A 21,157-nucleotide genomic window follows, 5' to 3' on the forward strand; every position below is an offset into this window, starting at 1 on the left:
CCTCCTAAAGAGAGGCTATTGAGGTAATGAAGCAACTCAACGCAATCGGAATACCATAAGGCACAGTGTTAAACTTATTTTTTTTGCTAATTTTTTTAAAAATCAGAAACATGACGCCGGTAGCGAAACCTATTAAACAAATAAACACTACCGTAGTCACATAGTATTGAGATTCAATCATAGGAAAAAATGAAAGCAAAAGCTTACTGTCTCCTGCCCCCCAAATCCCTATTTTCCAAACAATTAAAAAAAATGGTATCGCTAGCAAAAGATAAATTAAACTATCAAACTCTTCCTTTAATATAAGCACTAAAATTGAGATACAAAAAATAATTATGCAAATATAATTTGGAATCTTCCTCAATCGCCAGTCATAAATACAGACCAAGATAGAAAGAAAAAGTAAGAGTAAAATTATCAGTAACACCAACTAGCTCAACTCCAGTTAATTACTCATTGCATCATTAATCGAACTCATACCTTCTTCTAGCGCGCCTTGAAGATCACCATTCTCTCCAAACACTGCCGCAACAATAACAGCAACAGCGACACCAACCAGAGCATATTCAATCGCTGTAACGCCTGCATTTTCCTTCAAGAACTCTTTCATAAGCAATTGTAATTCTAAATATTTTTCAATAATCATAACGCTCTCCTTAACGAACTTTATCAACGATGATCTATTTCAATAGATTCACAGTAAAAACTAGTCAGGTAGTTCCGTTTTATCAACATGACTACTAACTTGATTGTCAATATGATGACTACTGTCAAATTAGCACATTAATAAAACAAACAAAGAGTTAGTTAAAAAAAAGCAAAATAGAACAACAAAAAATTCATATATAATTTTTAAGAGCATGCATATAACCAAGAAGAATACTAAGCCTAAATAGTTACATTTCTAAATCTTTCGTTCTAAACTTACGCATAAAAGTATGTTTAAAGGTCGAAAGCAAAATGCAAAAACCTAATACGTTAATCATTAATTTCGGCAAATCACTTTCTGATTGCACACCAGAATTACATGAAGCATTATCTCATCACTATCACATAACCTTCGCTGACAATCAGATAGCGCTATTAACTGACAAACAAACTGCAATATACATTTTCTTTGCTAATAACAATGATTTATCGACTTTAGAGCAAGCTATTATTATTTGTAGAAACCTAAAAAAGAAAATAATCATCATTCACGATAATTTGGTGCCTAGTTGTAAGTGTTCATCAAATATATTTATACTTTCGTTGAATCAAGTTAATTTTTACGAACGATTACAATTGCTTTTGAAGCTTTGTTGCCCTGCAGAATCCCATAGTTCGATAGCAAAAGAGAACGTAATTGCATCAATCCCTCTCTATATTGATCAAAATCTTGCTTCTATTATCACCGAATCTGAAACGGCACGTTTTTTCGGCTATAGCAGTTCTTATTTCTCTAAGCTTTTTTACAGACATTTTGGCCGAACCTTCAAAGCCTACGTTACCCACGCTCGGATTCGCCAAGCAAAGCGTCTGTTAGCAGAACAAAAGCAAAGTAAAATAACTCATATAGCTTACTGCTGCGGTTTTAACGACGTTGCTTATTTTTCAAAAGTCTTCAAAAAGAAAACCGGCACCACGCCTGCAGCCTATCGACAGAGTTACTGATTCACACTTTTGAACGATTCGTTATCGACATTTTGATTAACATGCTAGTATTAACAAATAATTAACAACAATAATCCTTCATCAGGAAAGTAACGCTTAGCGCAGTTCTTGCTCTCCCAAGTGCTAAGCCATGCCCACCATAGAACGAAGGGAATCTTTGCCAATAACATGGAGTTAGACAATGATTCAGCCAGACCAATTGAGCAATACAAATTGCACGCTTCCCCCTGCCAGTGACATGATTCTTAAATGGGCTCAAGAACGCCCTGATGAAATTTATCTCAAGCAGATCATTAATCGCCAATTTGTCGAATACAGTTACTCTGAGGTCGCCGATAAAGCTCTGAGGTTAGTCAGTGCACTCAACGAGCTAGGGATTCGCCCCGGCGATCGAGTGGCACTCGTTTCGAAAAATTGTGCTGAATGGTTTATTTGTGATTTAGCCATGATGTTAGGTGATTTTGTCAGTGTGCCTATTTTTCCAACCGCCGGCGCGGATACCATCGAATACTGTCTCACTCACAGTGAGAGCAAAGTGGTGATTGGTGGAAAACTGGATGATCCAGCCGCCACTCAGCAAGTGATTGATGCTATGCCTGAGCTAATCACCATCAGTCTTGCTTATGACACCGCACCACGCTGCCAGCATCAATTCACCGCATTAATTGAACAGTCAGAGCCAAGTGAAGCAAGGCCTCAGCATCATGATGATAAACTGATGTCGATTGTCTACACTTCAGGAACATCGGGATTGCCTAAAGGGGCAATGCTGACCTATGGCGCGTTTGCTTGGTCTGTTCAGCAGTTGATTAATCACATTCAAATCGAACGAGGCGATCGACTGTTTTCTTATTTACCTTTGGCGCACATCACTGAGCGAGTCTATATTTTTGGCTCTTCAATTATGGGCGGTATCGAAACCGCATTTCCTGAGTCACTGGATACCTTTATCGATGATGTAAAAATGCAGCGGCCAACCCTGTTCATTTCCGTGCCGCGACTGTGGACATTGTTCCAGCAGCGAATCCAAGACAAACTACCGCAAAAGAAACTCAATATTCTGCTGAAAATCCCGTTTGTGAATACGCTGATTAAGAAAAAATTGGCCGACGGCTTGGGATTAGATCAAGCCCGAGTATTAGGATGTGGCTCTGCCCCTGTCTCTCCTGCACTGCTTGATTGGTATCACCGTGTCGGTCTGAATATTACTGAAGCATGGGGGATGACCGAATCCTTCGCTTACAGCACGCTGAACTTCCCATTTCGCGCCGATAAAATTGGCAGCGTGGGGAATGCAGGGCCGGGGATCGAGCTAAAAATCGCCGACGATGAAGAGATCATGGTACGCGGTAAGGGCCTATTTTCGGGTTACTACAAAAATGATATCGCCACTCAAGAATCCTTTGATCGTGACGGCTGGTTACACACTGGCGATATAGGCTCAATCGACAGTGAGGGTTACCTCACCATTCAAGGCCGTAAAAAAGACACCTTCAAAACAGCCAAAGGGAAATTTGTTGCACCCGTGCCGATCGAGAAAAAGCTCTTTGAATACACTCGTGTTGAGATGATGTGTTTGATTGGTCTTGGTCTGCCAGGACCTATATTGTTGGTCGTGCCGCATGACTTCCCCAACTTTGATCCAGAGCGTTATGAGCGTAGTACGCAAAAAGTGATTGAGCGCATGAACACTAAATTGGCCTCCCACGAGAAGATCAAAGGAGTGTTGATGATCAAAGAGCCTTGGAGCATCGAAAATGGCGTCCTAACACCAACGCTTAAAATTAAACGACATATTCTGGAGAAAAAATACCACGATGTCGGAGCCAACTGGCCAAAAGACCAACTGGTGGTGTGGGAGAAATAATCATGAAAAGGAGCGCGTAGCGCTCCTTTTGGTTTTAACTCTTCAGCGGTTCTTCGCCAGCAGATTTTTCGTCTCTTTTGCGCAGTACTGGGGCCGAGCGATTAGGTAAAACTGAAACCCAATCGTCATATTCCGCACTCCGCTCTATCCTATCGACCATCACCGCTTGCCTCTCCTCGCTAGGTTTGTATGATGAAGATCATTTGTTCAATGCGATGCTTTTGAACACTTCTTTTTTTCTTCTTAAAGAAACCAATATAGTAGAGGCTTATGGACAAGCGACTTAGAACTCTTTCCAGCTTACGTTGCTTTGAAGCGGCGGCACGATTACAAAGCTATAGTAAAGCTGCCGATGAATTATTTGTCAGCCAAGCGGCTGTTAGTCAAACCATCCGACGTTTAGAAGACGATCTAGACTGTAAGCTCTTTCAGCGTAAAGGGCGTGGTATGGCTCTGACTTCTAAAGGTCAAACGCTACTAGAGCATGTTGCTCTTGGTTTTGAACAAGTGATTTGTGGTCTCAACAAGATCCAGAATGAACCGTTAGATGGCTTACTTAAAGTCAGTGCTCCCCCTTCGTTTGCCTCACGCTGGTTGTTACCTCGCTTATGGAAGTTCACCCTCGAGCATCCTAATATTTCCATTCGTATCATTACAACGTGTGAAGCGATGGATGTACAACATGGCGAAGTCGATGTCGCAATTTGGCAAGGAGAAAGCCTAATTGGTGAAGAATCACTGGAAAAAGAGTTACTATTTGAAGAGCCTATTTTTCCTTTCTGTTCGCCATCATTGGCGGAATCGACCACCTTTGATGATCCTAAACAACTGCTCGATTGCTGGTTGATCCACTTTGACTCACCTTCTTTTCAGTGGCATCAATGGTTCGAATGTAATGGCTTAACGATGAATGACAATGCCGTGCATTGGATGGAGGTCGACACCTTCGATATGGCAATGAGCGCCGTTGTTGCAGGACATGGAGCTTGCCTGGCCAGTGATTGTTTAGCCAGTGACTTTGTTGAGCGAGGCTTACTGGTTAAACCTTTTAATATCGGCTTAACACCCGGTATCCAGTTCAACCTATTTACCGCGCAAGAATCACCACGCCGTGAACGTATAAAAGCGTTTACTCACTGGTTACACGCTGAAATCACGTAATAGTAAACCAACGCAATTAAGTCGCCTCTATTTTTAGCCATTGATAAAGAAAAAGCCCCTTGAGCTTACGCTCAAGGGGCTTTGACATTATAGAGTTAACTTAAAGAATTACTTCTTCTCGTTACGCTCTTTAACTTCAGCAATTACTTGCTCAGCTACGTTGTTTGGACATGCTGCGTAACGTGCGAATTCCATAGAGAATTGGCCACGACCAGAAGTCATAGTACGTAGAGTACCGATGTAACCAAACATTTCTGAAAGTGGTACGTCAGCTTTGATACGAACGCCAGTTAGACCAGCCATTTGATCTTTGATCATGCCACGACGACGGTTAAGGTCACCGATTACATCACCAACGTGATCTTCTGGGCTGAATACGTCTACAGCCATGATTGGCTCTAGAAGTTGTGCACCAGCTTTAGGCATAGATTGACGGAATGCACCTTTCGCTGCGATTTCAAATGCGATTGCAGATGAATCGACTGCGTGGAAGCCACCGTCAAGTAGTTCTACTTCAACGTCTAGAGTAGGGAAGCCAGCTAGTACGCCGTTTTCCATCATGCTAGCGAAGCCTTTTTCTACTGCAGGCCAGAATTCTTTTGGTACGTTACCGCCAACAACTGAAGACTTAAACGTGAAGCCTGAGTTTGGCTCACCTGGTTTAACACGGTAATCGATCTTACCGAACTGACCAGAACCACCAGACTGTTTCTTATGCGTGTAGCTATCTTCAACTTCTTTAGTGATAGTTTCACGGTAAGCAACCTGAGGTTTACCAACAGCCAAATCAACACCGTAAGTACGCTTAAGGATGTCTACTTTGATGTCTAGGTGAAGCTCACCCATACCTTTAAGGATAGTTTCGCCTGAATCTTCGTCAGTCTCAACTTGGAACGTTGGATCTTCTGCAACCATTTTACCGATCGCGATACCCATTTTCTCAGAACCGCCTTTATCTTTTGGTGTTACAGCAATAGAGATTACTGGTTCTGGGAAGATCATTGGCTCAAGAGTACACTCGTGCTTAGGATCACATAGAGTATGACCAGTCTTAACGTTCTTCATACCAACTACAGCGATGATATCACCAGCTTGTGCAGTTGTTAGTTCAGTACGCTCATCAGCTTGCATCTCAACCATACGGCCGATACGCTCAGTTTTACCTGTTGCTGAGTTAAGAATAGTGTCACCTTTGTTCATCACACCTGAGTAGATACGGATAAACGTTAGAGCACCGAAACGGTCGTCCATGATTTTAAACGCTAGCGCTTTTAGTGGTTCATCAGCAGAAACAGTCGCTACTTCGCCAGTTGGTTCACCAGTCTCTGGATCAGTTAGAGGCTGAGGATCTACTTCTGTTGGAGAAGGTAGGTACGCAACAACTGCGTCAAGAATTAGCTGCATGCCTTTGTTCTTGAACGCTGAACCACAGAACGTTGGGAAGAAAGTACAAGTACGAGTACCAGCACGGATACAACGCTTGATTTCTTCGATAGAAGGCTCTGTACCTTCCATGTACGCTTCCATTAGATCATCGTCTTGCTCAACAGCAGTTTCGATCATCTCTTCACGGTACATTTCAACGTCGTCAACCATGTCTGCAGGAACTTCAGACACAGTGTAGTTTTCTGGAAGACCAGAATCATCCCAGATGTACGCTTTACGCTCAAGAACGTCTACAACGCCCACGAAGTCATCTTCACGGCCGATTGGTAGAGTCATGATTAGAGGCGTAGCGCCCAGTACTCTCTTAATTTGTTCTACAACATTAAGGAAGTCTGCACCCATACGGTCTAGTTTGTTAACGAAGATGATACGTGCAACTTCTGAGTCGTTCGCATAACGCCAGTTAGTTTCTGACTGAGGTTCAACACCGCCAGAACCACAGAATACGCCGATACCGCCATCAAGTACTTTAAGAGAACGGTAAACTTCAACTGTGAAGTCAACGTGTCCAGGAGTATCGATAACGTTAAAACGGTGGTCTTTCCAGAAACAGCTTACTGCTGCTGACTGGATAGTAATACCGCGCTCAGCTTCCTGTTCCATAAAGTCAGTAGTAGATTCACCATCGTGAACCTCACCAGTTTTGTGGATTTTACCTGTTAGCTTAAGGATACGTTCAGTGGTAGTAGTCTTACCCGCATCAACGTGCGCGAAAATACCAATGTTTCTGTATTTCGATAAATCTGCCATTGTCTTACTCTGTTAATAGGATATAAAATGCGCGCAGAGTATATCACATTCTGTCAAGACTGATACCTTTGCATGCTGCTATGTGAAAAAATATTTATTGGGCGAGTTAACCCCAAAATAATAGCCAATTGTAGTATTTAGTCGTGGAAAATCCCAGTATTTAACGTCTAATAAACGTAGATAATTTAGCCGAAATTCACTTAAATCTCGTCAAAAGCAGCCAATGCTTCAGAAAGCTTTTTCACACCATGGATTTGCATGCCTTCAATACCGCCTTTAGGCATATTAGCCGCGGGGACTATCGCGCGTTTAAAACCGTGTTTAAACGCTTCGTTGAGGCGCTCTTGGCCACTTGGTACCGGACGAATTTCGCCCGCCAGACCTATTTCGCCAAACACCACCACATCTTTTGGCAGCGGACGATCTTTAAAGCTCGACAACAATGCCATAACCAAAGCAAGGTCAGCACTGGTTTCGGTCACCTTCACACCACCAACCACATTGACGAAGACATCTTGGTCCGCCATTTGTAAGCCACCATGTTTGTGCAATACCGCTAATAACATCGACAAACGGTTTTGCTCTAAACCGACGGCGACACGACGTGGGTTGCCCAGTTGTGAATAATCGACCAAAGCTTGAATTTCAACCAAGAGTGGACGCGTCCCTTCCCAAACCACCATCACGGAACTGCCCGAAGTTTCTTCTTCACCTCGAGAAAGGAAGATCGCCGACGGGTTACTGACTTCACGCAGGCCTTGCCCTGTCATGGCAAATACGCCTAACTCATTCACCGCACCGAAACGGTTTTTATGGCTGCGTAAGGTACGAAAACGGGTATCGGTGCCACCATCCAGCAATACCGAGCAGTCAATAATATGCTCAAGGACTTTAGGGCCTGCCAATGTGCCATCTTTGGTGACATGTCCAACCATAAACACGGCGACATTATTTTGCTTAGCATAACGCGTCAGCGCCGTGGCTGACTCACGCACCTGCGCAACCGTACCTGGTGATGATTGCACATCAGCAACGTGCATTACCTGAATAGAGTCGATCACCATAATTCTTGGCTGCTCTTTCTCAGCCACTTGGCAAATACGATCGACATTAGTTTCAGAGAGCATTTTTAGATGATCTTTTGGCAAACCTAAACGTGAGGCGCGCATGGCCACTTGCTGCAATGATTCTTCACCCGTGACATACAAGGTTGGCATTTGCGCAGACAAAAGACACATGGTTTGCAGCAGTAATGTTGATTTACCCGCCCCAGGACTACCACCGATCAAAATCGCCGCCCCAGGTACGATACCACCACCGAGCACTCGGTCGAGCTCTTTAAAGCCACTGCTAAAACGAGGCACCTCTTGCAGATTAATTTCCGCCAAGGTTTGTACTTGGCTTTCATCGCCAGAGCCAGCATAACCGGTCAATCGTTCATTACGTGCAACCGCAGGAGATGCGGCAAGGCGCACTTCGCTGATGGTATTCCAAGCGCCACAGGCACTGCATTGACCTTGCCAACGAGGAAAATCTGCCCCGCAATCATTACAAACGTACGCTCGTTTTGCTTTTGCCATGTGACCTCAATGTGTTTTTGTGATGTTGGCAGCCTAAATAGCCAGCTTATAGACTTGATTCGCCGTAACATATCACTAAAGATCTAATAATCAAGGCCGATATCAGTTTAGACAAGGACAAGCTAAAAAAAACATGCAGAAGCAGGCTATACTCTCTATCTCAGAACGACTGATCCCCGTATATAAAACGGAGGACTTTGAATACCTTCTGTCACAATTGACAGATGGCGAACCACCGTCGTTAAAAATTCTGGTCAAGATGGAACTCAAACGCCTGACTACCCCCTGCTATCGTTCTATCGATTTGCGCGGCAGAGTGAAAGGAGAATGTCGAGAATACGAGTTAGATGGCATCACTCACTGGCTCGATGATGTGGCTTTTAATATCTATCACAAAAACGTACGTAAATTCAGTGGTTATACCGAAGGAGTCTTTGACTCACTCAGTAACACACGTAACAGTTTTAAAGTGATGAATCAAAAAGGTAAGCCGCAAGGCTCTGATCTCACTAACACAGCTATCAGCTTCCACGCCGAACCCATCGTGATGGGCTACGATCTGAAACGAAAAGAAAACCGACTCAAGATCTCAACCCAGATTGAAATCCACCTCGCCAATGATCAACTGGTTCATGGCGTTACAGTGGACATTTCTCCGTCTGGCGGTCGACTTAAAGCCCCTTCTGCTTTTGATTATAAACTGGGGGAAGTGATCTCGGTTGTTTATACCGAAGTGGCTCGTAGCAACAAGATTGTTAATATCGAAGAGGCGATCCAGTATCGCATTGTTGGCATTGATGAATCACATGAAAATGACGCCGTTCGATTTTTACGTGTAATCAAACTCGATGAAACCCCTGTAGTGGATGAAATCATAACCCAATTTCTCCATACCCATTCACTCAAAGCGCGTCACGATAATCAAGATAAAGTAATCCGAGCCCGCTCACGTGGCTATGAACACAACTATCTTAAACACACATGTAACCTGCCGGTGTTCTTTAGTGGCAATGAGTTGAAAATGGTCTTGATGACCGAAAACAACCAAGCTATTTGGCAATATTGGAATGATGAGCGCAACCAGTTAACGCTCTCCAACCTATTTAGCCAAGAACGGATGGAGCAGCTCACCAAACCCGGCGTACGTGGCAGCAATAATGTGCTCTACTCCTTCAAGCATCAACAGGGCCATAAAGAGCGTTTCTTCTCAATGATGATGCCAGAGGCTACGCGTGAACAGCGCCAACTGTTTTGGCATGTAGGCGCAAAAAAAGAGAGCTGGAAAGTGTTTCGCCTTTCGGTATTTGAACTCTCGGAACACGAGCGCGAACATCTGGTGAATTTACCACCGGACTCTTTAGATCTAACCCGAGAACTGACTCACTTTGGTATTTTACAAGAGATCGCCGATCATCATTCTGGCAAAGATTATTTGCTGACGGAAAAGCCGCGTTTAGCCACTAGCGAACTAAACCGTTTCTGTCACAAACGTAATTGTGTCGATACCCCAATCAGTCTCTACTTTGATGCACAAAGCCGTCGTAGAGAACCTCGTTATCAGTTCCGTTCACCGCTATTTTTGTCAGCCAGAGGACAGCAAGCTTCCGGCGTGACCTTAGATATTTCTCGTCGTGGTCTATACGTTGCTTTGAACACCCCGATAGAACTCAAAGCAGGCGATCAATGTGACATCAACTTCAGTGAATTGCAGCTCTATGACCGTTCTTTGCAATTAAACAAAGTGCCTTATACCGTTATCCGCATTAGTCCGGGTGGAAAACGGGTGCAACTGGTGATGGATAACAACAGTAAAAACCGCCGTACCATGACCTTTTTTGGTCGCCTGATTGAACACAATCACGAAAAGTTAGTCGCCAAACAAGAGAACTTGCCAAGCCAAGAGTTACTGGAAAGCCTGCATAATGTTTTGCTCGACAAGATGATCAGTACGCCGCTATTCGTGGAAAAAAAAGGCAATAGCCTAAAACCAAAAGTGATTGGCGTGAACTATCCGCTGCTGCCTCATCTAACGCTGTTTGCCAAGTTAGGACACAATGATAAATACTCTTTAGAGGCAGTCTATAAAGGGCGTACCACTACATTATTAGCGGCGCCGATGAAACGCATCGAGGGGGCAACCCCGCAATATCAAGAGTTGTATATATCGGCAATCAAATTTGGCTCACGTATTCAATCGCTCGAAACCATGCTTTCAAGTGACTTTGAATCGACACAAGAACGTATTGAATTCATTAAAAAGACCCAATTAATGGGTGATTTTTATGCTTTGAGGATCTGTGCAACGCCTGTGTTTGATCCAATTACCGCCTTACTGCGCAAAGATCTCGAAGATCTAAGCAACATCAGCATGCACCAAGCACGTACACTCGAGAAAGAGATCTGTTCGATTGTCGGTTACAGCGAATATATCGATATTACTGAAGAAGTGTTGATTCGCCTTGAGCTAACACAATAGCGCCTCTCAACAATGCGTCGGGTAGAAACAAAAAAAGCGAGCTTCGGCTCGCTTTTTTACTCGATTCGTATCAAGTCACTTAAGGTAGTGGCTTAAAACTGATTTTCTGTTGCTGAATCAGCTGCGCAGATAAGATACACAATACACCACCTAAACCACTGTAGCGCACGGCACTCTGCGCTTGCTGTTCAACCTTCGGCTTAGCATGATAAGCAATACCTAAACCGGCAACACCCATCATAGTGAGATCATTCGCGCCATCACCGACAGCAATCGTATTATGCACTTCTATCTGATATTGCTCTGCCAGTTGCAGCAAAATATCGGCTTTGGTCTGCGCAGAGACCACCTCCCCCAACACTTTCCCCGTCAGCTTACCATCCACAATTTCCAATAAATTTGATTGGGCATGATCAAGGCCAAGCATCTGCTGTAAGTGATCAGAGAAATAGGTGAAGCCACCAGAAGCGATCGCACTCTTCCAGCCAAACTTGTGCAGCGTACTCACCAGCTCACCTAAATCGGGCATTAACGGCAATGACTGACGCACTTGGCTAAGAATACCTTCGTCAGCACCTTCAAGCTTAGCAACACGTTGACGTAAGCTTTGTTCAAAATCGAGTTCACCTTGCATCGCACGCTCAGTGATCGCCGAGACTTCCTCGCCGACACCAGCCAACCTCGCAATCTCATCAATGCACTCAATTTGAATCGCCGTCGAGTCCATGTCCATCACAATCAAACCCGGCTTAGTCAGATCAGGAATATCGCGCAGTTGTGCATAGTCTAGCTCTAGAGCCTGTAAAATCTCTTCCAATTCAGCGGTCAGCTCGCCGGCCATCAAAGCAACTTCATATTGCCCGACCTTCCAAACATCGACGATCGGGTTATATTCACCAGTGAAAAAATCGATGTCATCGAACTGTTGCCCATTGAGATAGTGAGCAAACACAATCCAACCGGCCTTTTTGCGATCGAAATTAGTAGACTGCTGGGTTTCAGGTAAGCGATTAAGTAGCGTCGTATGACGACGTATTGATAAGGTATTAAACATATCCATGTCAAAAATTCCTGTTAAAATTGCTTCCACGTTACCCTATTGCAATTTGGTAACGCAAGTCTCAATATGCGCAGTGTATACGATATTTTATGTTTTAGCCCGCGAGTCACAGCTCACTGCTATACGACTCTAAGGTAATGGAAGGTAACTAATGGACTCTTCTTTGTTTTCATTTCGTATGGCGATAAGAGTGCTGGTCATTCTGTTTTTGATTGCTGGCGGTGCGATGATTGCGGTTAATAGCGTGAAAATCACCAAAGGTAACGAACAGATCCAAGCAAACCAGCTCGAAACATTTACGAAAGTACTCATTTCTCAAGCCTCTCTGTCGGCTGGCACCATGATCTCTGAAGGTGACCAAGAGCGCTTGTTACGCCTCACCAATCAATTGTCACAAGACAAATTGGTGTTTGATGCCACAATCTATAATGCGGAAGGTATTCGCCTTGCCTCCAGCGATAAAGCCAAATCAGTACGTGAAATCCTGGGCTTAGATACCCCATTGGAAACGGCGCGGATTGGCCGTCAGCAGTTGGTTGAACCCATCATGCATGACAATAGCATCGTCGGTTTTATTCGCATGACCTTTGAAACCGGTAAGTTGACCGCCTTTTCCGATCACTATTACCGCAAGAGTGATCGCTACATGTACTCGATGGTCGGGGTGAGTTTTGTGGCTGGTTTCTTATTGGCCTTCATTATTCGCCGTAAGCCAAAGAACAAGGGTGAAAACTTGTTGCTGAAAGAGATGTAGAGCGAGAAGCGAGAAGCGAGAAGCGAGAAGCGAGAAGCGAGAAGCGAGATATTTTAAAGGGTTGAAGTAGTCATACTTCAACCCTTTTATTTTGCTTCAAGACAACGCATAAAGGTTATCTTGATATCTAAAGCGCAACATCTCCAACTCTCGAAGTGAGCACTCTAATCGACGTTATTAGTCTGCGTCGCCAAGTAGAACTGAATCGAGGGCAATCAACATCATGTCGTTAAAGGTGTTTTGACGCTCTTCAGAAGAGGTTTGTTCACCTGTTTTAATATGATCTGAAACAGTACAGATAGTCAGTGCTTTCGCGCCGTATTCAGCTGCAACACCGTAGATACCCGCCGCTTCCATTTCAACACCCACGATGCCGTATTTGTCCATTACGTCGAACATTTCTGGATCTGGCGTGTAGAACAGTTCAGCTGAGAATAGGTTACCAACTTTTACGTCGATACCACGAGCTTTTGCTGCATCTTCAGCTGCACGAACCATTTTGTAATCTGCAATCGCAGCAAAGTCGTGATCTTTAAAACGAATACGGTTTACTTTTGAGTCAGTACAAGCACCCATACCGATAACCACATCACGTACTTTAATGTCTTCGTTAACCGCGCCACAGCTACCAACACGGATCACTTTCTTCACACCAAAGTCTTTAATTAGCTCTGTAACATAGATTGAGCATGAAGGAATACCCATGCCGTGGCCCATAACCGAGATCTTACGACCTTTGTAAGTACCGGTGTAACCGAACATATTACGAACATCACATACTTGAACTACGTCTTCTAGGAACGTTTCTGCAATGTATTTAGCGCGTAGCGGGTCGCCCGGCATTAGAACTACGTCTGCAAAAGCACCCATTTCAGCATTAATATGTGGAGTTGCCATTTGTGTATTCCTTTTCAAAATATAAGTAAGGCGCGACGACTATCCGTAACGCCATTAAGTAATTTACAAGAAGCCTTTGCCATAATCCATCGGAGATGTAGCAAAATAACCTGCTAGTGTCTGGCCGATATCCGCAAACGTATCACGCAGACCTAACGAGCCAGCTGGCACCTTCTGACCATAAACGATCACTGGGATATGCTCACGTGTATGATCGGTACCTTGCCATGTCGGATCACAACCATGATCGGCGGTTAGGATCAGGATGTCATCTTCTTGCATCAATTCTAGAACTTCATTGATACGACCATCAAAATATTCTAGCGCTGCAGCGTAACCTGCGACGTCACGGCGGTGACCGTAAGCAGAGTCAAAATCAACAAAGTTAGTGAAGACAATCGTGTTGTCACCCGCTTGCTTAATCTGCTCTAGCGTTGCATCAAATAGCGCTGGGATGCCAGTCGCTTTAACTTTCTTCGTAATACCGCAGTTCGCATAGATATCAGCAATCTTACCGATTGAAACCACGTGACCTTGCTTCTCTTCAACCAGCTTTTGCAAGACGGTGGTTGCTGGCGGCTCAACCGACAAATCGCGACGGTTACCAGTACGTTCAAACTGACCTTTACCTGAGCCAATGAATGGGCGAGCGATAACACGGCCAATGTTGTAATCTGCCAACTCTTCACGAGCGATTTGGCAAAGATCCAATAGACGCTCAAGGCCAAAGGTCTCTTCATGACACGCAATCTGGAATACCGAATCAGCCGAAGTGTAGAAAATTGGCAAGCCCGTTTTCATGTGCTCTTCGCCCAAATCATCAAGCACTTGTGTGCCTGACGCATGGCAGTTGCCTAAATAGTCTTCTAGGCCCGCACGCGCAAGAATGCGGTCAGTCAGCTCTTTAGGGAAGCTATTGCTCTTATCGGTAAAGTAGCCCCAGTCGAATAATACCGGTACACCGGCAATTTCCCAGTGACCTGATGGAGTATCTTTACCAGAAGAGAGCTCCGCCGCATGACCGTAAGCACCAATGATCTCAACATCACTCTCAAGACCAGCAGCAAAGTGACCGGTTGATTCTTTGTGCGCCATCGCCAAACCAAGCTTAGATAAATTTGGCAGTTTCAGTGCACCGCTGCGCTGATCGTTATCGGCTAAACCTTTCGCACACTGCTCTGCAATGTGGCCCATGGTGTCAGCACCAACATCACCAAATTGTGCAGCATCTGCTGTTTCACCAATACCAAATGAGTCTAGGACTAAAATAAATGCTCTTTTCATTGCTCGTTCCTCAGGCCCACTTGGAATTCGTTATTATTAAGTAGGCCTTAATTAAGTTTAAACGTCTTCAGCGCGAATTTGACAATATACGTTTGGCGTTGGGGTGTACTCACCGCCAATTTGAATTGCGTTACGCAGTGCTTTCGCAGCTTCTTGCCACTGCTCTTCAGAGCGGGCATGAATCAGTGCCAATGGTTTATTCTCGTCAGCCACTTCACCTAAGCGAATGAACTGGTCAAAACCAACTGCGTAGTCAATTTCATCCGTCGCCACACGGCGACCGCCGCCCATCGAAACTACTGCCATGCCAATCGCACGAGTATCCATCGCAGAAACCACACCACTTTGCTCGGCAAACACTGGCTTGATGATCTGCGCTTTTTCTAAATAGTTATCGTAGTTCGCAACAAAGTCTGCCGGACCGCCAAGGCCTGCGACCATCTTGCCAAAACACTCTGCTGCTTTACCGTTATCCAGCACTTCCATCAGTTTAGCGTTCGCTTCTTCGCTGTCTTTCGCCAGCTTCGCCAACACCAACATTTCCGCACAAGACGCTAGCGTCACTTCTAGTAAGCGAGGGTTACGGTATTCGCCAGTTAAAAAGCGCACCGCTTCACGCACTTCAACTGCGTTACCTGCTGACGATGCCAGCACTTGGTTCATGTCAGTCAAGATGGCGGTGGTTTTAGTACCTGCGCCATTTGCAACAGCAACGATTGATTTTGCTAGCTCTTCTGATGCTTGGTAAGTCGGCATAAAGGCGCCAGAACCCACTTTGACATCCATCACCAATGACTCAAGACCCGCAGCCAGTTTCTTAGACAGAATTGACGCGGTGATCAGTGAGATGTTATCCACGGTTGCGGTGATATCACGCGTTGCGTATACACGCTTATCAGCCGGAGCAAGATCGCCCGTCTGACCGATAATCGCCACACCTGCGTCTTTGGTTACTTGACCAAAAACCTCATTGGTTGGCGTAATATTGTAACCAGGGATCGCTTCAAGTTTATCGAGCGTGCCACCTGTGTGGCCTAAACCACGACCAGAGATCATCGGAACGAAACCACCACATGCTGCCACCATAGGGCCAAGCATTAAGGACGTTACGTCACCCACGCCACCGGTTGAATGTTTGTCAACAATCGGGCCACCAAAGTTCATGTGGCTCCAATCAATAACCATACCGGAATCACGCATTGCACACGTTAGGGCAATACGCTCTGGCATGGTCATTTCATTGAAAAAAATCGTCATAGCAAACGCTGCAATCTGACCTTCAGAAACAGTATTGTTTGCTACGCCTTGAATAAAGAAGTTGATCTCGTCGCTGGTCAGCACTTCGCCGTCGCGTTTTTTACGAATGATCTCTTGAGGTAAGTACATTAGATCCTCCCATACTCGTGCGAGTTATGGTTGTAGGGAATAGAGGTAGAGATTGAAGTGATGGCTAGCACCACTTCATCAAACAGACAGAATTTTTACACCATCTTCTAAATAGTTGGAGCGGCAGCTAGGCCGCCAGTAAATTCGCTCTATGAGCATAGATAACTATGTGATTAGGGCGAATTTATGCGGCAAACAACGCTGCAGCTTCAAATATGACGAAGAGATTAGTACGCAGCAGGATCTGCAGTTTCGTCTGTCACTTCTAATGTATTTAATAGGCTTGTTAGTAGGCTTGACGCACCAAAACGGTAGTGGCGAGCATCAACCCAGTTATCACCTAGGATTTCATCAGCCATTGCTAAGTATGCCGCTGCATCTTCAGCAGTACGTACGCCGCCCGCAGGTTTGAAACCAACGGTTTCAGCAACGCCCATATCACGAATCACTTCTAGCATCATACGTGCGTATTCCGGCGTCGCGTTTACTGGTACTTTACCTGTTGAGGTTTTGATGAAGTCAGCGCCCGCTTCGATACAGATTTGCGAAGCTTGCTTGATTAGCGCTTCTTCTTTTAGCTCACCCGTTTCGATGATCACTTTAAGAAGGATATCGCCACACGCTGCTTTACATTGCTTAACTAGCTCAGCGCCCACTTCCGCATTACCCGCAATAAGAGCACGGTATGGGAATACAACGTCAACTTCATCCGCACCGTAGGCAACAGCTGCTTTGGTTTCCGCAACAGCAATCTCGATATCGTCGTTACCGTGAGGGAAGTTAGTGACCGTTGCGATACGTACATTTGGTGTACCTTGTTCGCGAAGTGTCTTCTTAGCAATAGGAATAAAGCGAGGGTAGATACAGATCGCAGCAGTATTGCCAACGGCTGTTTTTGCGTCATGACAAAGTGAAATTACTTTTGCATCTGTGTCGTCATCATTTAGCGTCGTTAGATCCATTAGTTGAAGTGCACGTAACGCTGCTGCTTTTAAATCGCTCATTTCTATCTCCGATAAGTATTCAAAAATGTGACTGCTTCTGGCCTTAAATAGTATAGGTTGAGAATGCAGTTATTGATGAACGGACTTGGTTCCTTGAAGACTCGTGGCAAATAGCGAATCTGCCCCAATTGCTATCCTTGTCACCGCACAGTACCAGTTTGGCCTATGGCACAACAATCTATGATTGCGGTGTCTTTAATATCATATAGTGCGCAAAAACGCTTGCGCTATATGCCTCTGGAGAGCATGGATTTGCTAACCAGTTGAAATTCATTGCTGAGTCGAATCCATTTCAACCCAAATTGCATTGATGGCTCTACATTATCGACATTCACCGCAAAACTGTAGTAACAAAAAGAACGCAAACGGTTTGTATCTCAAAAAAGTTAGCTCGAACTTTTGTGCATACCCGAAGTAAAAAGCACTGCAAAATATGGCCACGAACATTCAAGCAAAAAAATACCCCGCAGCAATCTCTTGCTACAGGGCATCGTGTCAAGTGACGTCTATATTATCGAGCTCTTATTACATGCTTGATAGTGTTAGACAGAAACCTGCAATTGTTGCTGCCATTAGGTTAGATAGCGTACCCGCAAGTACCGCTTTAACACCCATACGTGCGATGTCGCTGCGACGGCTTGGTGCTAGAGAACCCAGGCCACCTAGTAGAATCGCGATAGATGAAAGGTTCGCGAAACCACAAAGTGCAAATGAGATGATAGCCATTGTCTTCGGCGACATGATTTCGCCAGTCGCAGGAACTACCGCATCAGCAACCAATACACCATCAACAAGGTGAGGAATGTATGGAGTGAAGTTTAGGTAAGCAACGAATTCGTTCACAACCAGTTTTTGACCGATGAATGAACCAGCAAAGATTGCTTCGTCCATTGGCACACCGATTAGGAATGCTAGTGGAGAGAACGCGTAACCTAGAATCAGTTCTAGAGTCAGTTCAGGCATACCGAACCAACCACCGATGCCACCAAGCATACCGTTGATTAGCGCGATTAGACCTACGAATGCGATTAGCATTGCACCAACGTTTAGCGCTAGTTGTAGACCTGCTGCTGCGCCGCCTGCTGCTGCGTCAATCACGTTTGCAGGTTTGTCGTCGCCGCCATCCATTGCTTCTTGGATGTCTTCTTGAGGCTTATCAACTTCTGGGTACAGAATCTTAGCGAACAGTAGACCACCAGGTGCTGCCATGAATGATGCTGCTACTAGGTACTCTAGTGGCACACCCATTTGCGCGTAACCTGCTAGTACACCACCAGCAACTGATGCAAGACCACCACACATTACTGCAAATAGCTCAGATTGTGTCATCTTAGGTACAAACGGACGAACCACTAGTGGTGCTTCAGTTTGACCTACGAAAATGTTAGCTGCTGCAGACATTGATTCCGCACGAGAAGTGCCAAGCGCTTTTTGTAGTGCGCCACCAAGAATGCGGATAACCCACTGCATAACGCCGATGTAGTAAAGAACCGAAATCAGTGCAGAGAAGAAAATTAGCGTTGGAAGTACGCGGAATGCGAAGATGAAACCGCCGCCACCGAATAGTTCGAACATCTTGCCAGAAACAAGACCGCCGAATAGGAAGTCGGTACCTGCGTTACCATAGTTGATAACGTTAGAAACCCCTTGTGAAAAACCGTTTAATAGATCACGGCCCCATGGTACGTATAAAACGAATGCACCAAGGATAAATTGGATAGCGAAAGCGCCACCCACAGTTCTAAAATTGATAGCTTTGCGGTTAGATGAAAATGCAAATGCAATAGCAAGAAGCACTACCATACCGACTAGGCTCATAAACAGGCTCATAGTTTATGACTTCCTTATAAGTTATTTGTTGGCGTGTTACAAAATGGAGCTCAAAAAGCGGGGCAATTATACTCATCCCACCTATGATAAAGTAATGTGCCCTTCACACTTTCTGATACGATTCACGCATTGTTCAATCACAAATGTGATCATGATCAATAAAATCACTCTTCAAATTCACAAAGCGTACAAACATTTTAGAATTTATTCACAAATATTTAGAGCCAAATTGCTATTACGCCAAACGTTATCAGCAACCGTTTGCCTATCTTTATTCTGCAATTGTGCCAAATGCTGTAAAACCAGAGGCAAACGTTTGGGATGATTGGGCTCACCTTGATAACTCATTAATGGCATATCTGGGGCATCCGTCTCCAACACTAAAGCGGAAAGAGGTAATTGCGCGACAGCTTGACGAGTTTTATTAGCTCGCGGGTAAGTGATGACTCCGCCAATGCCGAGATAGAAACCTAAATCGATAAATTGCATTGCTTGCTGATAACTGCCCGAAAACCCATGCAGTATGCCACCATATTCAAAGCGCGCTTGTTTAAGCAATTGAATCAGCCGATTGTGCGTTTTTCTCCCATGGAGAATAAGTGGCAAACGATGCTGTTTGGCCAACTCTATTTGAGCAATAAAAATGGCTTCTTGCTGTTCCATAGGGACATCAACTATCGCATCTAAACCACACTCACCAATCGCAACACAGCGCGAGACGCGTTCAGTCATTTTAGCGCCTAAAAGCTTCACATCATTAAGAGACTGCTGAGTAAGAAAATAAGGATGGAAACCCAACGCATAATAGAGTGCCGGAAACTGCTGACTGAGTGAGGCTAAGCGTGACCAGTTTTCAGGCCCAGTGGCGGGCAGAAGCACGCGCTCAACTCCAACTTGCTGAGCACTTTGTAGCTGTTGTTCAATATTCGCTGCAAATGGCGCAAAATCCAAATGGCAGTGGGTATCAAAAAGGCGCATCACTGCTGCGCCTTAGAAGAGGCTTTGGGTTGCTCTTGCAAACTTGGTTCTGCACGATATGCAACGCAACTGCGTTTTTGCTCTGGGGTTAGCCCCATCGACTGACACCATTGATCGTATTTTTTTAACCAACGTGTAAACCAAGCCCACATAAGCCGTTCCTTTTACTGCTCTTCGCGTTTAAACACGAGATCTGTCGGGGTCGACTCTTCTTCGACAAAGTAATAGCCCGCCACATCAAACTGGGTCAAATCAGCGACGCTTGAGATGCGATTCTCAATAATATAGCGCGCCATCATGCCACGTGCTTTTTTCGCATAGAAACTGATCACCTTGTACTGACCATTTTTGCAATCTTTGAAGATCGGCGTAATCACCTGCGCATCAAGTGCTTTTGGTTTCACCGCTTTAAAGTACTCATTCGATGCTAGATTGATCAGCACATTGTCGCCTTGTTCGCTGATCGCTTGGTTCAACTTATCGGTGATCACGTTGCCCCAGAACTGATACAAGTTACTTCCGTTTGTATTGGCTAACTTAGTGCCCATCTCAAGACGGTAGGGTTGCATAAGGTCGAGCGGCTTGAGCAGGCCATATAAGCCAGACAACATGCGCAGATGCTGCTGTGCATAGTCGAAATCGTCCTCTGACAGCGTTTCAGCGTCTAAACCGGTATAGACGTCACCTTTAAAAGCTAAGATCGCCTGACGGGCGTTCTGCGGCGTAAACGTCTCACTCCACTCTTGGAAGCGACCAACGTTCAAATCAGCAATTTTGTCGCTGACCTTCATCAAACTCGCCACATCAGCAGGCGTCAACTGACGACACACGTCAATCAGCTGCTTAGAATACTCAACCAACTCCGGTTGAGTGAACTTTTCTGTCGCCAATGGCGACTCATAATCCAAGGTCTTCGCAGGGGAAACAACTATCAGCATGACTTTACTCTTCCATTTATCATCAGATGATTAGAGTACAAAAAAAGCCATGCAATGTCTGCATGGCTTTATGTATCGATTTAATCGTTTCTA

Annotated in this window: 18 protein-coding genes; 5 read left to right on the forward strand and 13 right to left on the reverse strand. The window is 44.9% G+C overall.

The features are described 5' to 3' along the window. Nucleotides 1-4 precede the first annotated feature (4 nt). Complete coding sequence (locus tag RH86_RS20845) at nt 5-427, reverse strand: prepilin peptidase (RefSeq protein ID WP_009387930.1); 423 nt, start codon at nt 425-427, stop codon at nt 5-7. 18 nt (nt 428-445) lie between these two features. Beyond that, nucleotides 446-646: a Flp family type IVb pilin gene (locus RH86_RS18465; RefSeq protein ID WP_009387932.1), complete on the reverse strand. Its 201-nt coding sequence runs from the start codon at nt 644-646 to the stop codon at nt 446-448. 314 nt (nt 647-960) lie between these two features. Between RH86_RS18465 and RH86_RS18470 the strand changes: the two genes are divergently transcribed. From RH86_RS18470 to RH86_RS18480, 3 genes are all read left to right on the forward strand, one after another. Then, nucleotides 961-1,653 carry a helix-turn-helix domain-containing protein gene (locus RH86_RS18470; RefSeq protein WP_009387933.1) on the forward strand — a complete coding sequence of 231 codons (693 nt, stop codon included), beginning with the start codon at nt 961-963 and terminating at the stop codon, nt 1,651-1,653. 181 nt (nt 1,654-1,834) lie between these two features. Then, a complete protein-coding gene (locus tag RH86_RS18475; protein WP_009387934.1) occupies nt 1,835-3,520 on the forward strand; it encodes an AMP-binding protein in 1,686 nt (561 codons plus the stop codon). Nucleotides 3,521-3,790: 270 nt separating this feature from the next. Continuing rightward, the gene (locus tag RH86_RS18480) at nt 3,791-4,681 is read left to right on the forward strand and encodes a LysR substrate-binding domain-containing protein (protein WP_009387935.1); all 891 of its coding nucleotides are present in this window, start codon (nt 3,791-3,793) and stop codon (nt 4,679-4,681) included. Nucleotides 4,682-4,789: 108 nt separating this feature from the next. On the opposite strand, the gene fusA is transcribed toward RH86_RS18480, so the two are convergent. Together fusA and radA are read right to left on the reverse strand one after the other, a co-directional pair. Then, a complete protein-coding gene (fusA, locus tag RH86_RS18485) occupies nt 4,790-6,877 on the reverse strand; it encodes an elongation factor G (protein ID WP_009387936.1) in 2,088 nt (695 codons plus the stop codon). Between the two features lie 200 nt (nt 6,878-7,077). After that, entirely contained in the window at nt 7,078-8,457 is a 1,380-nt protein-coding gene (radA, locus tag RH86_RS18490) for a DNA repair protein RadA (protein WP_009387937.1), read from the reverse strand. Between the two features lie 133 nt (nt 8,458-8,590). On the opposite strand from radA, the gene RH86_RS18495 reads away from it, so the two are divergent. After that, nucleotides 8,591-10,933: a PilZ domain-containing protein gene (locus tag RH86_RS18495; RefSeq protein WP_009387938.1), complete on the forward strand. Its 2,343-nt coding sequence runs from the start codon at nt 8,591-8,593 to the stop codon at nt 10,931-10,933. Nucleotides 10,934-11,012: 79 nt separating this feature from the next. Here RH86_RS18495 and serB read toward each other — a convergent pair whose 3' ends face one another. After that, a complete protein-coding gene (gene serB, locus RH86_RS18500) occupies nt 11,013-11,993 on the reverse strand; it encodes a phosphoserine phosphatase (protein ID WP_009387940.1) in 981 nt (326 codons plus the stop codon). Between the two features lie 151 nt (nt 11,994-12,144). On the opposite strand from serB, the gene RH86_RS18505 reads away from it, so the two are divergent. Next, complete coding sequence (locus RH86_RS18505) at nt 12,145-12,747, forward strand: YtjB family periplasmic protein (RefSeq protein WP_005594113.1); 603 nt, start codon at nt 12,145-12,147, stop codon at nt 12,745-12,747. A gap of 177 nt (nt 12,748-12,924) precedes the next feature. Here RH86_RS18505 and deoD read toward each other — a convergent pair whose 3' ends face one another. The 8 genes from deoD to yaaA form a co-directional block, all read right to left on the reverse strand. Next, complete coding sequence (deoD, locus tag RH86_RS18510) at nt 12,925-13,644, reverse strand: purine-nucleoside phosphorylase (RefSeq protein ID WP_005594112.1); 720 nt, start codon at nt 13,642-13,644, stop codon at nt 12,925-12,927. Nucleotides 13,645-13,707: 63 nt separating this feature from the next. Continuing rightward, nucleotides 13,708-14,928 (reverse strand): phosphopentomutase, encoded by a 1,221-nt coding sequence (gene deoB / locus RH86_RS18515; RefSeq protein ID WP_009387942.1) that lies wholly within the window; start codon nt 14,926-14,928, stop codon nt 13,708-13,710. 57 nt (nt 14,929-14,985) lie between these two features. Then, nucleotides 14,986-16,314 carry a thymidine phosphorylase gene (gene deoA / locus RH86_RS18520; protein WP_009387944.1) on the reverse strand — a complete coding sequence of 443 codons (1,329 nt, stop codon included), beginning with the start codon at nt 16,312-16,314 and terminating at the stop codon, nt 14,986-14,988. 227 nt (nt 16,315-16,541) lie between these two features. Then, nucleotides 16,542-17,318: a deoxyribose-phosphate aldolase gene (deoC, locus tag RH86_RS18525; protein WP_005594109.1), complete on the reverse strand. Its 777-nt coding sequence runs from the start codon at nt 17,316-17,318 to the stop codon at nt 16,542-16,544. Nucleotides 17,319-17,843: 525 nt separating this feature from the next. After that, the gene (locus RH86_RS18530; protein ID WP_005594108.1) at nt 17,844-19,148 is read right to left on the reverse strand and encodes a NupC/NupG family nucleoside CNT transporter; all 1,305 of its coding nucleotides are present in this window, start codon (nt 19,146-19,148) and stop codon (nt 17,844-17,846) included. A gap of 204 nt (nt 19,149-19,352) precedes the next feature. After that, complete coding sequence (locus RH86_RS18535; RefSeq protein ID WP_009387945.1) at nt 19,353-20,126, reverse strand: TatD family hydrolase; 774 nt, start codon at nt 20,124-20,126, stop codon at nt 19,353-19,355. Continuing rightward, a complete protein-coding gene (locus RH86_RS20605; RefSeq protein WP_009387947.1) occupies nt 20,126-20,278 on the reverse strand; it encodes a DUF5363 family protein in 153 nt (50 codons plus the stop codon). The genes RH86_RS18535 and RH86_RS20605 overlap by 1 nt, the downstream gene beginning before the upstream one ends. 12 nt (nt 20,279-20,290) lie before the next feature. Further along, entirely contained in the window at nt 20,291-21,064 is a 774-nt protein-coding gene (yaaA, locus tag RH86_RS18540; RefSeq protein WP_005594102.1) for a peroxide stress protein YaaA, read from the reverse strand. Nucleotides 21,065-21,157: the final 93 nt, after the last annotated feature.

It is taken from the genome of Vibrio sp. N418 (assembly GCF_000222565.1).
GTDB classification, from domain to species: Bacteria; Pseudomonadota; Gammaproteobacteria; order Enterobacterales; family Vibrionaceae; genus Vibrio; species Vibrio scophthalmi.